This is a genomic window from Lentzea xerophila (genome assembly GCF_051094245.1).
GTDB classification, from domain to species: Bacteria; Actinomycetota; Actinomycetes; order Mycobacteriales; family Pseudonocardiaceae; genus Lentzea; species Lentzea xerophila.
In genome coordinates this window covers 8,746,589-8,759,766 of record NZ_CP194934.1, presented here as the reverse complement: position 1 = coordinate 8,759,766, position 13,178 = coordinate 8,746,589, and the positions used below count along the sequence as shown (strand labels likewise).

14 protein-coding genes are annotated in these 13,178 nt (G+C 66.1%); 9 read left to right on the top strand and 5 right to left on the bottom strand.

The window, feature by feature from the left end; translation table 11 throughout:
• Positions 1-474 carry an NUDIX hydrolase gene (locus ACRSBM_RS42135; RefSeq protein WP_434452397.1) on the top strand — a complete coding sequence of 158 codons (474 nt, stop codon included), beginning with the start codon at positions 1-3 and terminating at the stop codon, positions 472-474.
• Here ACRSBM_RS42135 and ACRSBM_RS42130 read toward each other — a convergent pair.
• Positions 459-1,022 (bottom strand): HD domain-containing protein, encoded by a 564-nt coding sequence (locus ACRSBM_RS42130; RefSeq protein WP_434452395.1) that lies wholly within the window; start codon positions 1,020-1,022, stop codon positions 459-461. The genes ACRSBM_RS42135 and ACRSBM_RS42130 overlap by 16 nt on opposite strands.
• 82 nt (positions 1,023-1,104) lie before the next feature.
• On the opposite strand from ACRSBM_RS42130, the gene ACRSBM_RS42125 reads away from it, so the two are divergent.
• From ACRSBM_RS42125 to ACRSBM_RS42115, 3 genes are all read left to right on the top strand, one after another.
• Complete coding sequence (locus ACRSBM_RS42125; RefSeq protein WP_434452393.1) at positions 1,105-2,145, top strand: ParA family protein; 1,041 nt, start codon at positions 1,105-1,107, stop codon at positions 2,143-2,145.
• Between the two features lie 9 nt (positions 2,146-2,154).
• Positions 2,155-2,766 (top strand): HEPN domain-containing protein, encoded by a 612-nt coding sequence (locus tag ACRSBM_RS42120; protein WP_434452391.1) that lies wholly within the window; start codon positions 2,155-2,157, stop codon positions 2,764-2,766.
• A gap of 1,257 nt (positions 2,767-4,023) precedes the next feature.
• The gene (locus tag ACRSBM_RS42115; RefSeq protein ID WP_434452389.1) at positions 4,024-4,422 is read left to right on the top strand and encodes a hypothetical protein; all 399 of its coding nucleotides are present in this window, start codon (positions 4,024-4,026) and stop codon (positions 4,420-4,422) included.
• A gap of 226 nt (positions 4,423-4,648) precedes the next feature.
• On the opposite strand, the gene ACRSBM_RS42110 is transcribed toward ACRSBM_RS42115, so the two are convergent.
• Complete coding sequence (locus ACRSBM_RS42110; protein ID WP_434452386.1) at positions 4,649-5,587, bottom strand: alpha/beta hydrolase; 939 nt, start codon at positions 5,585-5,587, stop codon at positions 4,649-4,651.
• 446 nt (positions 5,588-6,033) lie between these two features.
• On the bottom strand, positions 6,034-7,473 hold the full coding sequence (locus ACRSBM_RS42105; protein WP_434452384.1) for an MDR family MFS transporter: 1,440 nt from the start codon (positions 7,471-7,473) through the stop codon (positions 6,034-6,036).
• Positions 7,474-7,761: 288 nt separating this feature from the next.
• On the opposite strand from ACRSBM_RS42105, the gene ACRSBM_RS42100 reads away from it, so the two are divergent.
• The gene (locus tag ACRSBM_RS42100; protein WP_434452383.1) at positions 7,762-8,172 is read left to right on the top strand and encodes a hypothetical protein; all 411 of its coding nucleotides are present in this window, start codon (positions 7,762-7,764) and stop codon (positions 8,170-8,172) included.
• A gap of 110 nt (positions 8,173-8,282) precedes the next feature.
• A complete protein-coding gene (locus tag ACRSBM_RS42095; protein ID WP_434452380.1) occupies positions 8,283-8,978 on the top strand; it encodes a hypothetical protein in 696 nt (231 codons plus the stop codon).
• Here ACRSBM_RS42095 and ACRSBM_RS42090 read toward each other — a convergent pair.
• Complete coding sequence (locus ACRSBM_RS42090) at positions 8,943-9,419, bottom strand: DUF6328 family protein (protein ID WP_434452379.1); 477 nt, start codon at positions 9,417-9,419, stop codon at positions 8,943-8,945. The genes ACRSBM_RS42095 and ACRSBM_RS42090 overlap by 36 nt on opposite strands.
• A 71-nt stretch (positions 9,420-9,490) precedes the next feature.
• Positions 9,491-10,162: a DUF4241 domain-containing protein gene (locus tag ACRSBM_RS42085; RefSeq protein WP_434452376.1), complete on the bottom strand. Its 672-nt coding sequence runs from the start codon at positions 10,160-10,162 to the stop codon at positions 9,491-9,493.
• A 275-nt stretch (positions 10,163-10,437) separates the two neighbouring features.
• On the opposite strand from ACRSBM_RS42085, the gene dusB reads away from it, so the two are divergent.
• The 3 genes from dusB (at position 10,438) to ACRSBM_RS42070 (ending at position 12,997) form a co-directional block, all read left to right on the top strand.
• Positions 10,438-11,562, top strand: coding sequence for a tRNA dihydrouridine synthase DusB (gene dusB / locus ACRSBM_RS42080; protein ID WP_434452374.1), 1,125 nt, complete (start codon positions 10,438-10,440; stop codon positions 11,560-11,562).
• Positions 11,555-12,007, top strand: coding sequence for a hypothetical protein (locus ACRSBM_RS42075; protein ID WP_434452372.1), 453 nt, complete (start codon positions 11,555-11,557; stop codon positions 12,005-12,007). Before dusB ends, ACRSBM_RS42075 begins: the two co-directional genes overlap by 8 nt.
• 141 nt (positions 12,008-12,148) lie before the next feature.
• Positions 12,149-12,997 carry a GGDEF domain-containing protein gene (locus ACRSBM_RS42070; RefSeq protein WP_434452370.1) on the top strand — a complete coding sequence of 283 codons (849 nt, stop codon included), beginning with the start codon at positions 12,149-12,151 and terminating at the stop codon, positions 12,995-12,997.
• The last annotated feature ends 181 nt before the right edge of the window (positions 12,998-13,178 follow it).

Sequence of the window (13,178 nt, the reverse complement as noted above, 5' to 3'; positions counted from 1 at the left end):
ATGGCTCGCACTGATCACTACAACGACCCGAACGCGCCCAAGGCGACCAACATCGTCGTGGCGGTGACGGCGTTCGTACAGGACGAGCACGGCCGGCTGTTGATGATCCGGCGGACCGACAACGACCTGTACTCGATCCCCGGCGGAGCGCAGGACGTCGGCGAGACCATCGGCCACACCGTCATCCGCGAGGTCAAGGAAGAGACCGGGATCGACGTCGAGCCCGTCGACATCATCGGCGTGTACTCCGACCCCGCGCACGTCATCGCCTACACAGACGGCGAGGTGCGGCAGCAGTTCTCCATCTGCTTCCGGGCACGGCTGATCGGCGGCGAGCTGCGGACTAGCAACGAGTCCAGCGAAGTTCACTGGGTAAGCCGCGGAGACCTCGACACGCTCAACATCCATCCGTCGATCCGACTTCGGATCGAACACGGGTTCGAGGAGCGATCGACACCCTACTTCGCGGTGTAGTCGACACCCGCCGCGCGTAGCCGTTCCTCGGTACGCTCGACCGCAGCGACCAACTCCGGCTTGGCCTGCCGGATGAAGAAGGTCACCAGGTCCTCCGGGCCGTAGCGCTTCTGTATCTCTTCGATTCGATCATGAATGTTCGTCGGCTCACCGTCGGGTGTCGTGGTCATGTCTGCCCACCAGAGCGCGTCACGAACGGGCGTGCGCTCATCAGCCCATTGCGCCAGATGAGCCGAGAGCCCGCGCAGTTCAGCCTCTCGGTACGCACACGAATGATGCGCAACCAAGGCGCATAGGCGGCCCGGAGCAGCAAGATCACGAAGGTGGCAAGCGCCATCGAGCGCATGAAATCCCGAAGTGGCCACGTGGCTCGCATAGCCCACGTCATGCAGGAACGCAGCCGCGACCAGCATCTCGCCGTCTTCGACCGAGAGGGCCTCAGCCGCCATGCTCGCGCGCCTTGCCACGCCGCGTACGTGTGCCCAACGACGCGGGAGACCAGCTAGATCACGCTCAGCCTGCGCACATGCCCAACTAGTAACGTCCACGGAGCCAACCTACCGAGACTTCAGGGCAGCTCGACATCTACACTGAGATGCCGATCACATCGACGACGCGGAGCTGATTGTATTGCATTCCTACGCATTCTGGAACAACAAAGGCGGCGTTGGCAAGAGCTTTCTTTGCTTTACGGCCGCTTGCCAGCTCGCGCATGACAACCCAGAAAGCGACATCTATGTGATCGACCTTTGCCCGCAAGCAAATGTATCCGAAACTCTACTCGGAGGTTTCACCCCAACAGATCCACCTATTCAAGAACTCGCCCAAGAGCGACCAAGACGTACGGTAGCCGGCTACCTTGAAGCGCGCCTCAGCAACCCTTTTGGCACCGTATCAGCAGCCGAGGTAGAGAAGTACATCAGCATTCCAAATGAGTTCAACAGCAAGATTCCAAAGAATGTCAACCTGGTTGCGGGCGACAATCTTTTGGAAATCTTGAGCGAAGCAATTCGGCAAACGTCTGCCCTGCCAATTCCATCAGATGCCTGGAAACGGGTTCTCGAATGGGTGAGAGACCTTTGCAAGGCACTCTCTGCACGTAGCGCCGATCGGGATGCATACGTACTTATCGACTGCAATCCTTCTTTCGCGGTCTACACCCAGCAGGCACTAGTGGCAGCAGATAATATAATTATTCCCTTCACCGCAGACGATAGCTCGCGCCGCGGCATTGAAAACGTATTTGCACTCCTTTACGGGGTCGGGCAGGGCGATATCGCCGAGTACGCAAAAATCAACTTCGCCAGGCGCGCTGAGGCCGAAAGAGTGGAGACGCCCAAGCTTCACACCTTCGTAAGCAACCGAGTCACGCTGTACGGAGAGACTGCTTCTAAGGCCTTTGAAATCGCAGCGAAGATCATCAAGTCGACCGTAGAGAAGACTTATAAGGAACATCCATCCCTGTTCCAGGTCGGAATCGGCAAGCTCGACAAGACCTTTACCGAGGTACCGGATTACCACTCCGCCTGCATTATATCAACAATCACCGGTACGCCGATTCACCTACTTAAGCCCGGCCCCAAGACAATCAATGGCGAGCGAGTTCAGATCAATATCGCCCCGCTTAACAGGTACAAAGAAGCACTCGCCAACTTCACTTCAAGACTGTGATGGCCGCCCATGTCATCAAAGTCAATCGTATCCTTCCAGAATGCTCTTACAAGTGCAGACCTTCTGCTTCAGGATCTGCCGTCGAATGGACCAGAATCAGTCCTGACATCGAGCTATAAACAAATTCGCTTCCGAGCCCACTTGGCTGCCTCTGTTGCCTCGTGGGAGGCCTACGTCGAGGCAGTAACCGAAGAGTTCCTACTAGCGTACGGGAAGAAGGCCCGTAAGCCGTTGGAGTCCGCTCTTCATCAGCTGCTACTCGCGGAGCAGGAGCGCGCCCGAGGAAGCTTCAACACACCAAATTGGGAAAATTGCAGGACGCACATAAGTCGATACACCGGCTTTGATGTCTTGCCCCTGTGGACATGGCCGAAAGGCCAACTGACAACACCTATCGCGGCCCAGCAACGCCTCAACGAAATCCTCACTGTCAGACACTCCTTTGCACACGGATTCTCCCTTCCGGCATTCAGCTGGCTGGAGAAACGACCGACAGGAATGTGGCTTTCGGTCGTTGTGTGCCGAAGAGTCTCCGAGTTCCTGAAGCACCTATCGGCCCAAACTGATCTTGGCCTGGAAGGACAGCTACAAAAAACGCTTGGACAAACTGTGACCTGGTAGCGAGTGGCTTGCCGAATTTGGCTCTACGGGATCAAGGCCGCCGCTGGCGGCACGCTCCGCGTGTACGGCGAACACCTTCCATCCCGGCGCTCCCGGCATCCGCTTCGCTGCGCCGGTCGGCCGGGCGGCGCTGCGCGCCGTCCTTCGGCCTTGCCCCAACCGATGAGCTTTCTCGTGGAGCCATGTCGTCCAGCAGCTCCCTACGAGCGCCGTCAGGGTCACCGCGGACTGCTGGTCCTGGCGCTCGACTGCCGCGACGGCTGCGCCGCCTTGCCACCGATCAGGCACCAGACGAAGCAGCGGGAACGCCCCGACGAACGCCAGGCCGAGCCACCCCGACGCCGCGAGTCATGACAACGGCCGGCAGCGCCGCGTCAAGGCTGGAACGAGTACCTTGACCCAGCACCACCGGCCGCGTTCGAGGCTCAGTATCGGGATGATGGCAGGGGTGCGGACGGGCCCAGAAGGACCAAGATCATGATGTGCTTTAGTCTCGTAAAACGTCGATAAACGTCGCGAAGTGATCGTCCACAGTGCTCAGATCAAGACCGCATCCGTGCAGGTAGTGAGCACTGTCGAGGAAGATCGGCGAACAACGCCAAGCGAAGGCTCTTACTCTTCGGGTTCAGGGTTCGAGTCCCTGGCGGCCCACCAAACCCCCAGGTCACAGGCCTGGGGGTTTCGCATTGGGTGATCGCTGATACACCTTTGATGCGCTTTAACCCCTGACTCCTTTAGCAGCGGCATCGGGCAGCCCGCTCTGTTCGCCCTGGTCAGGCCTCTCGGTCTTGTCATGCTCGGGCTTGTCCAGGGCGCTCTCAAGGCGCCGCCGCTGGCGGCGCGTCCGGGGCCTTCGTCGAACAACATCCATCCCGGCGCTACCGGCAGCCGCTTCGCTGCGCCCGGTCGGCCGGGCGCAGCGCTGCGCGCCGCAACTCCGGCCTCACCTCAGCCAGCGAGGTTTCACCCGTGGAGCTAAGTCGTCTAGCAGCTCCCTACGAGCGCCAGCGGGGTCACCACAGCTTGCAGGGCATGCGCTCGACTGCCGCGACGGCTGCGCCGCCTTGCCACCGAACGACGGCCAGGACGAAGCACCATGAACGCTCAGCGAACACCAGTCCGACCCCTGACAGCGGAAGCGCGGCGCCGGCGGGCGAGTGTTGGACGGCGGCACGCAGCGTGGTATTCGCTGACCGGGTCACTGTGCCGGCCAACTTCACGGGACTGGTCGGCCAGATATGCGATTTCGCTCGAACCGTGGTCGTGATTCCGCACATTGTCCCGGTGACCCTGTATGTCTGCGCGAACTGCGATCACCCTCTCACCGGCGATCTCCTGGAGTCAGAGGCATTCCCGGCTGGCGATCACCTGTCCGACCATCGCATCGCAGACCCGCGGGTGGCGCAGGGCACCTACGCGATCAATTACAACGCCACGCTGTTCATCCTGCATCCTGACGACGTGCCAGGCACTGCTCTGCATCCCGATCGCAGACGGCGCGCCGGTTGCTGCGGACTTGACGGCCAGGACGGCCCCAACCTCGTCTGTGCAGCCTGCGGTGCCGAGGTCGCCACCAAGGAGTCGGACTGCTGGACCGACAACCTCGTAGCGCTCATAGCCGCTGCAGTCGTCAGCCGAACGCAATCTCAGGCTTGAAGCTGTTGACTTCCGCGCCGGACGCGATCGGCCCCTGGCCGGGATGATGGCAGGGTGTGGACGATCGCTGATAGGAGCAGCGGGGGCGATCCGTTCGAGATCAAAGCCCCCGCTTACCCCCCACTTTGCAATCAGTTGCCCGGCGAGCTAGCCCGGTTGCGGCGCGGCGGCACACCCAGCGAAGCCCCGGTTCCCTGCGCTGGCAAGGGACCGGGGCTTTCGTGCGTCAGACGACGTCGTTGAGCCAGTTGATGACGGCGCGCTGGTAGTTCCGAGTGTCCGGGTGGAGGTTCAGGTCGTGCGACCCGCCGGGCAGCACGTACCCGCGCAGGTCCGGGGAACCCGCGTAGGCCAGGCGTTCCTGCTCCACAATGCGTTCGGCGGTGGAGCAGTCGCGTGCGATGGGGCTGCACAGCAGCGGGTCGACCTCGCCGATGGCCAGCAGCACCGGCACGTTGATCCGGATCGAGTACGGCAGCGCCACGCCGAGGGTGAGGCCCGTGGTGATCTCGACCATGGACGCCACGTCCTTGGTCGCCTCGTCGGCCGTCACCATTGCTGCCTCGACCTGGGAAGGAGCGTGGAACACGTGGTAGCGCTCACCGGGCTTGGTGGTGAGGTAGCCGGGGTCCAGGACTGACCGCGGCTCCATCCTGGTGGCCGCGAAGTCCAGGAACGTCGGCGCGTCCATCAGGTGCGTTGCCGCGGTGATCAGGACCGCGTCGACGTTGCGGTAGGTGGACGCGGACACGATGGAGATCATCGAGCCCAGCGAGTGGCCTCCCAGCACGACCTTGCGGAAACCGCGGTCCCGCAACGACTGCACGACGTCGTTGACCGCGGCGGCCTGCCGGGCCGCCGTGACGGTCACGCTGAGCGGCTTGTCGCTGCGGCCGGTGCCCAGCCGGTCGACGGTCGCGGTCGCGTAGCCCGCGGCGTTCATCGCCTTGCTGAACGAGTACAGCTCCGGGCGGTACGGGAAGTCCCAGTACGCCGAGTTGTACGTGGCGCCGGGCACGAGTACGAGCGCGGTGTCCGAGCCGGGGTCGCACAGGTTGGCGTGCATGCCGCTCGCCGTGGTGATGTCCGTGCAGGCGGGAGCGGCCGCGTTGGCGACCGCCGGCGTGCACAGCGCCAGCACGAGTGCGGCGACCAAGGTCCTCATTGTGTTTCCGGATCTCCTTCAACAGGTTGTGAGAGCGCTCTCACGCAGAGTGAGGGTTAGCAGGCAGCCCACAGGTCGTTCCTGTCCTGAACCGGATCCGGGCACCTCGCCTGGCCGGCACCCGCCGCGATCGCGGGCCGGCGGACGAGGCTTACACCTTGAAGACCGGCGAGGCCGGTGCCGCCTTGAGCATGTGCGGAACCTACCTCCGGTGGGGCGCCACGGACATGATCGCGGTGAACAACGCCCGAACACCCACTGGATCGGTCCCCTCCGCACCCAGGCGAACGTCGACAAAGGACTGTCCGCCAAACAGTTCCGGCCAACCAGCCGGGCGACGAGTGGTGGCCGAACCAGCGGGTACAGCTGCTCCCGGATCGCCACCCACGTCGGGTGCAACGAAAACCCCCAGGTCCAAGACCTGGGGGTGTCGTCGTTCTGACGGCTCAGTGGACAGGGGCGGCGGTGCCGGTCGAGCTTCGGTTCGGCAGCAGGGCCGCTACCGCGATCGTCGCCGCGGCGATGACGGCCGCCACCACGAAGGCCAGCTTCATGCCGCTCAACTGGGCCGACGCGGCGGCGGTGCCGTCGGCGACCAGTTGGCTGGAGCGCGCGGACATCACGGTCACCACCAGTGCGGTTCCCAAGGCTGCCGCGACCTGCTGCAGCGTTCCGAGGATCGAGCTGCCGTGCGGGTACAGGTTCGACGGGAGCGCGCCCATGCCGAGGGTGAAGATCGGGGTGAACGTCGCTGCCAGGCTCACCATCAGCAACGCGTGCAGGGCCAGGACCTGCCAGTACGGCATGGTCATCGAGACCTGGGTGAAGCCGGCGAGGGAGAGCACGATGCCGATCGCGCCGGGCAGCACCAGCGGGCGGCTGCCGAGGCGGTCGTAGAGCCTGCCGACGGTCGGGCCGAGCAGGCCCATCGCGAGGCCGCCCGGCATGAGCAGCAGACCGGTTTCCAGTGGGGTGAGGCCTCGCAGGTTCTGCAGGTAGAGCGGCAGCAGGATCATCGAGCCCATCATCGCCAGGAACGCGACGCACATGAGGGCCAGCGCCAGCGCGAACGTGCGGTGTTTGAGGGTGCGCAGGTCCATCAAGGGGGCGCCGGTGCGTTGCAGTTTGAGCTGGCGGAGCACGAAGATCGCGATGGTGGCGGCGCCCGCGACGGCGATGCCCGCGCCCAGTTCGGCGTCGCCTTCGCCGAACAGGCTCAGGCCGTAGACGAGGCCGCCGAAGCCGAGGGCGGCCATGGTGGCGCTGAACCAGTCCAGGGAGCTCACCTTCGGCTCGCCGATGTCGGCCAGCTGGCGGAGGCCGAAGTAGGTCACGGCGCCCGCGATCGGCAGGACGGCCACGAACAGGAGCCGCCACGAGCCGAGTTGCAGGATCAGGCCGGAGACGGCCGGGCCCAGGGCGGGCGCCACCGAGATCGCCAGCGTCACGTTGCCCATGACGCGGCCTCGGTCCTGTTCGGGCACGACGGTCATCAACGTGGTCATCAGCAGCGGCATCATCACGGCCGTGCCCGTGGCCTGCACGATCCGGCCGATCAGCAGCACCGCGAACGACGGGGCCACGGCGCAGAGAGCGGTTCCCGCCAGGAAGACGCCCATCGCGATCGCGTAACCCTGGCGGGTGGTGACGCGCTGCAGGAACCAGCCGGTGATCGGGATCACCGCGGCCATGGTGAGCATGAACGCGGTGGAGACCCACTGCGCCGCCTGCTCGGTGACGTGCATCGACTCCATCAGGCGCGGAATCGCGTTGATCATGAGCGTTTCGTTCAGGATCACGACGAACGTCGCCAGCACCAGCAGGCGCACCACCAGTGGTGTCTTGCCCGCTTGCGCGGTCGGGCGGTCTTGGATGGCAGCAGGCATGTCAGGGCCCTCACTAGGTTGCTGGCACAGTCGTGTCGCGGCCAAGGCCGCCGGTGTCGGCGTTCTTCGTGACACCGGTGAAGACCGGCGGGTACTGCGGAACTCATCGGTAGGTCCGAGTGTTCCTCATCGCCGCGTCAGTCTCATCCGAATTCGCCGGGGCGGATCCGGTCCTTGCCCTTCTACCCACACGTCGAACGGCAGGGGCGCGGATCGACAGTCCGGCCGCGCGGGACGAGATGTGGTGATCCAGGGACATCACCGGCAGCGCGAGCTAGCGTGCCCCACGTGGTCTTTCTCCGGATTGTTCGTATTGCCCTCATCGTGCTCGGCATCATCGCGGCCGCCCTCGGGATCATCCTGATCGCCGTCGACGCCAAGGTCTCCGGTGGTCCGCTCGAAGCGTCGTGGAGTTGCACCAACAGCGGTAGCGGGACCACCGCCCGCATGACCTGCAAGACGCAGAGCGCCAGGTACAGCGGGCCGTCGGGGCTGACGGACACCATCAGTTACCTCGGCCTCACGATCGGTGGGGTGGCGTTGATCGGTGCCGCTGTCGCGATCGGACAGTTCGACCGGACCCGGATCGCGGCCGCGCCGGCTCAGCGGCCGGGGCCGATGCATTCCGGACCGCCGTTTCCCGGCCCTGGGCCTCAGGTTCCGCCTGGGCAGCAGCACGGATTCGGTCCGCGACCGTGATGACGACGCCGCCGCGTTCGCGTGCACGGGGATCTCGGACCGTGGTCTGAGGCACGGGTCGGACCGAAGGCCGATCACAGCAAGCCGCAGCGGTGGCAGCGTCAACGACCATGAGGTTTCCGAACGGGTGGGTCGGTGGCGTGGCGCTGGTGCTCGGGCCGGTACTCCTCTTTGCCGGCACCGTGTTGCGCTCGCCGTTCAACTTCTTCTTCCCCGACCAGTTGCGGGCGGTGGCCGAGCATCCGGAGTTGATGCGGGCGGCCTACACGGCTTTCCTGGCGGGGAACGTGGTGATGTGGGCCGCGGTCGCCTTCCTCGCGCAGCGCATCGGGGAGAAGAAACCGAGGTGGGCGGCCTGGGGCGGCCTGCTCGTGACGGTCGGGCTGTTCGGGCGGACGTTCCACGCCGGGATGGACCAGGCCGCGTTCAACGCCACCGGCTCGCTCGGGGTCGAGGGCGCCATCGAGCTGGTGGCGAACGGGTACGGGGAGCTGCACCTGTTCAGCTTCCTGTCCTTCACGATCATGTTCGGCTGGTACGTGCTGGCGATCGGGGCGTACCTCGGCGGCGTGCTCGGGAAAGTGCGTGCGGTGGCGTTGGCGGCCATGGGGTTGCTGCCGCTCGGGGTGTTGAAGGGCACCGAGGTCCTGTCGATCGTCGGGACGGCCGGGTTGTGCATTGCCTTGGTGCCGCTGGGAATTCACGTGCTGCGCGAACAACCGCGGCCTACAAGGAGGAATGTGCTGACGGCGGTGCCGGTCGCGATCGGACTAGGCGCCCTCGCCGTCCTCAGCACCCTCGGGTGAGGCGTACGGCAGGACGAACCAGAGGCCGGCGAACACCGCGAACGCCAGCACGCCGACGGCGATCGCTGGCCAGCCGCCGAGGATCACCTCGGCCAGCATGAGGACGGTGCCGGTCATGGCGAGGGCCAGGAAGGCCAGACCGGTCAGGGCGAACGCGTTGCCCTTGCGGACCACATCCTCGCGGCGGCCCTGGCGGAAGAGGACCCGGTGCCACGCGGCGGGAGCGGTGAGGAAGGCGACGGCCACGGCGGCGCACAGCACGGTGACCAGGTGGGTCACGCGGATGTACGCGCCGACGGACGCGTACTTCTCGGTGAACGCGATGGACAAGAGGAATCCGAACAGGATCTGCACGCCGGCCTGCGCAACGCGGAGCTCCTGCAGCAGCTCGTTCACGTTGCGGGCGAGTCTGCGTTGGTCGGATTCCTCGGCTTCGCTCACCAGCACTGCTTACCCGGAACAGGCCGGTTGAAACACCGGTCCGCGCGCAAAGTGCTGCGGCTGATCACGACCTAGACGTTTCTGATCACCTGGAAGTCGGTCACGAACGCGACCGGATCGCCCGCGGTGTTGCGGCCGACCCACGTCGGGTAGACCCCGTCGCCCCACCCGGTCGAGAACGCCACCACGTTCAGGCCGGACTGGAAGTCCGCGACGTTGGCCGGGCCGCGACCGCCGCCCACCTTGTCGAGGGCGTCGATGAGGTCGCAGTTGCCCACCTCGTCGTCGCTCGCCAGACGATCCAGCGCCTCGGCGGCGGTGAGGTCGAAGAACGCGCCGGTGCTCGACTTCACCTCGTAGCCGAACTCCTCGTGCATCGGCACGCGCTGGCCGGGCAGCACGGCCGGCGTCCACGAGTACGCGGGCTCGTCCCGCACCGTCACCTTGGCCGCGGCGACGCGGTAACCCTGGCGCAGGTCGGGGAAGCCGTCCCCGTCCACCCACGACACCAGCGAGACCGACACCGGGTACGCGCCCGGCGCGACCTCGGTGGTGAACGCCTCGGCGTCCTCCGGCCACAGCACGAACGGGTCGGCCGCGACGAGCCTGCCGCTCGGCAGCGCCAGGTCGCCCACCTGCTGCACGGCGACGACCTGCTGTTCGCCGCCGCCGGTCGGCGAGCCGACGGGCCCGTCGACGAAGAACCGTTCGAACCCGGACCTGATCAGTTGAACCGCCCCCACGCGTAGGCCACCTCCAAGGGCATGTTGGCAGAAGCCCCCGACACCCGATCGGGGCACCGGGGGTGTTCGCGCTCGGTGAAGAGCGCCCGGTTCCGGCGAAACCGCTGCGGCGCTGGTGGGCGTGGGGCGATCGAGGCGGCATCACGGCGGAGCGGGTCGACGTCATCGTCACGGCAGCGAACGTGACAAACGCCGCAGACTGGTCGCGGTCCTCGACGCGATCGCGGTCACTCTCGGTGAAGATCGCGGCAGGTCAGTGCCGTAACCTGGGGAGCGTGTCCGTTCCCTCCACGCTGAAGATCGGCCCGTTCGCCGTCGACCCGCCCGTCGTGCTGGCCCCCATGGCCGGCATCACCAACGTGGCGTTCCGGCAGCTGTGCCGTCAGTACGGGGCCGGGCTCTACGTCTGCGAGATGATCACGGCGCGCGCGCTCGTCGAGCGTGACCCGATGACCATGCACATGATCACCTTCGACGAGGGTGAGAGCCCGCGGTCGATGCAGCTCTACGGGGTGGACCCGCGCAACGTCGGCGAGGCCACGAAGATGATCGTGGACGAGAACCTCGCCGACCACATGGACATGAACTTCGGCTGCCCGGTGCCCAAGGTGACGCGCAAGGGCGGCGGGGCGGCGCTGCCGTACAAGCGGGAGCTGTTTCGGCAGATCGTGCGGGCCGCGGTGCGCAACGCCGGTGACATGCCGGTCACCGTGAAGTTCCGCATCGGCATCGACGACGACCACCTGACGTACCTCGACGCGGGACGTATCGCGCAGGACGAGGGCGCACAGGCCGTGGCGCTGCACGCGCGCACGGCGTCGCAGCGCTACTCCGGCAAGGCGGACTGGACGGCCATCGCCCGGCTCAAAGAGGCCGTGACGAGCATTCCGGTGCTGGGCAACGGCGACATCTTCAGCGCCCAGGACGCGCTCGACATGGTCGCGCGGACGGGCTGCGACGGTGTGGTCGTCGGGCGTGGCTGCCTGGGGCGGCCGTGGCTGTTCCGCGACCTGCAGGCGGCGTTCCGGGGCGAACCGGTCCCCGAGGGGCCGACGCTCGGCGAGGTCGCCGAGGTCCTGCGCAGGCACGCCCAGCTGCTCGCGGCCCACGACGGCGAGCACAAGGGTCTGCGTGACCTGCGCAAGCACATGGCCTGGTACTGGCACGGCTTCCCGGTCGGCGGCGACACGCGGCGGGCGTTCGCGATGGTGTCGAGCCTGCAGGAGCTCGACGACCTCATCGGCACGCTCGACGGGTCCGTCCCGTTCCCCGCGAACGCCGAGGGGCCGCGCGGCAGGCAGGGCTCGTCGGCGAAGGTCGTGCTGCCTGAGGGCTGGCTCGACGACCCCGAGGACGCGACGGTTCCGGCCGGTGCGGACGTGATGCACTCCGGTGGCTGAGCGCATCGCGGTCCTCCTCGCCTCGCTCGTGCTCCTCGCGGGCTGCGCCGGCCCGGTCGCGGGCACGGCACGGCCGGTCCAGCTGTCCGACGGCGACCGAGCCAGGTTCAAGGCGTTCTACGAGCGTCTCAACAAGGCGGGCGACGAGGGCGCGAACCAGCAGCAGAAGCTGCTGAAGGAGACGCAGCACCCCGACTTCCGGCAGAAGACGTGCGAGCTGCGCGGCGCCACCATCAAGGTCGAGCCGACGTGGGCGACGCTTCGCATGGACGCCGACTGGGCACCCCCTGGTGAGAAGGCCCATCCGCGTGGGGACGTCTACGTCGTCGCCGTGACCATCACGCTGCGCCAGAAGGACCAGGTCATCGGCAGCCAGATCGGGTCACTGCACGTCGTACTCCTGGACGACGAGGTGTACGGGTTCGCGCCCTGTCTCGGTGGCTGAGCGGATTGTCGATCTTCCAAGCTCACTGGATCGGAGCAGCTGACGGTCAACCGGACGGGGGAAATCCCGCCTCCACGCGTCCTTCTAGCTCAAGCGCTGCCTCTCAGGAGACGACACCTGGCAAGTAAGGAGGTGACCGCGATGACCGCGCTGCGACCCGAAATCGCAGATTCCCAGCCAATCGACGCCAGCGTCGACGAGCAGGGGACCGGGCCGATAAGCCTGCACGAGTCCATCGCGGCGTTGCTCGCCTCCCGCGGCCAGTGGCGGCAGGCGTACCAGCACCTGCGTTCCGCGCTCGACCTCCTCTACGCGGACCAGGACGAGCAGCCGCACGTTCCCGAGCAGCTGCGGCGCGAGGTCGACAGACTGCGCCGGGAGCACGCCGAGGCGCGCGAGCAGAGCCTGCGCGACACCCTCACCGACTCCTACAACCGCCGTTACCTCGACCAGCGGTTGATGGACCTGCTGACCGAACACGGAGCGTGCCGGCACGGGCTCGCCATCGCGCTGATCGACCTCGACTGGTTCAAGCAGGTCAACGACACGTTCGGGCACCTGCTCGGCGACCGCGTGTTGCAGCGCGTGGTCGAACTGCTGCAGCAGGGCCTGCCCGAGGACGCCTTCTGCGCCCGGTACGGCGGCGAGGAGTTCGTGCTGGTGCTGCCGCGCGTGGACGCGGTGACGGCCGTGGAGATCGCCGAGGCGGCGAGAGAACGTGTCGAGCGTCACCTCTGGCAGGAGCTCGCGCCGGGGTTGCGCGTGACCGTCAGCGTTGGCCTGGCGTACGAACCGGCCGCCGACGAGGCGCCGGAACGTCCACCCGTCGGCGCCGAGCAACAGCTGCTGCGGGCCGACAGCCTGCTGTACACCGCCAAGCAGTCAGGTCGCAACGCCGTGGCGTACCGTGCCGACGGACGGGTTCGGCTCGCAGGTGCTGCCGCGGGCAGGCGTGCGGTCACAGAGACACGTGTTCTCGGTTACTACTGAGTGACCTGGCTCACCCGTTCAGGGCAAGCAGACTGCTCGTAATCGCGTACGGATCGCAGACGTATCACCCGGAGTGGTCGTCAGAAGTCGCCTACATCCGTAGTATCGCGGGCGCAACTGACACGCCGGTGATGCAACCCTTGTGTCCCGGTCGTCGTCACTTCGTAATGACGAACCACTT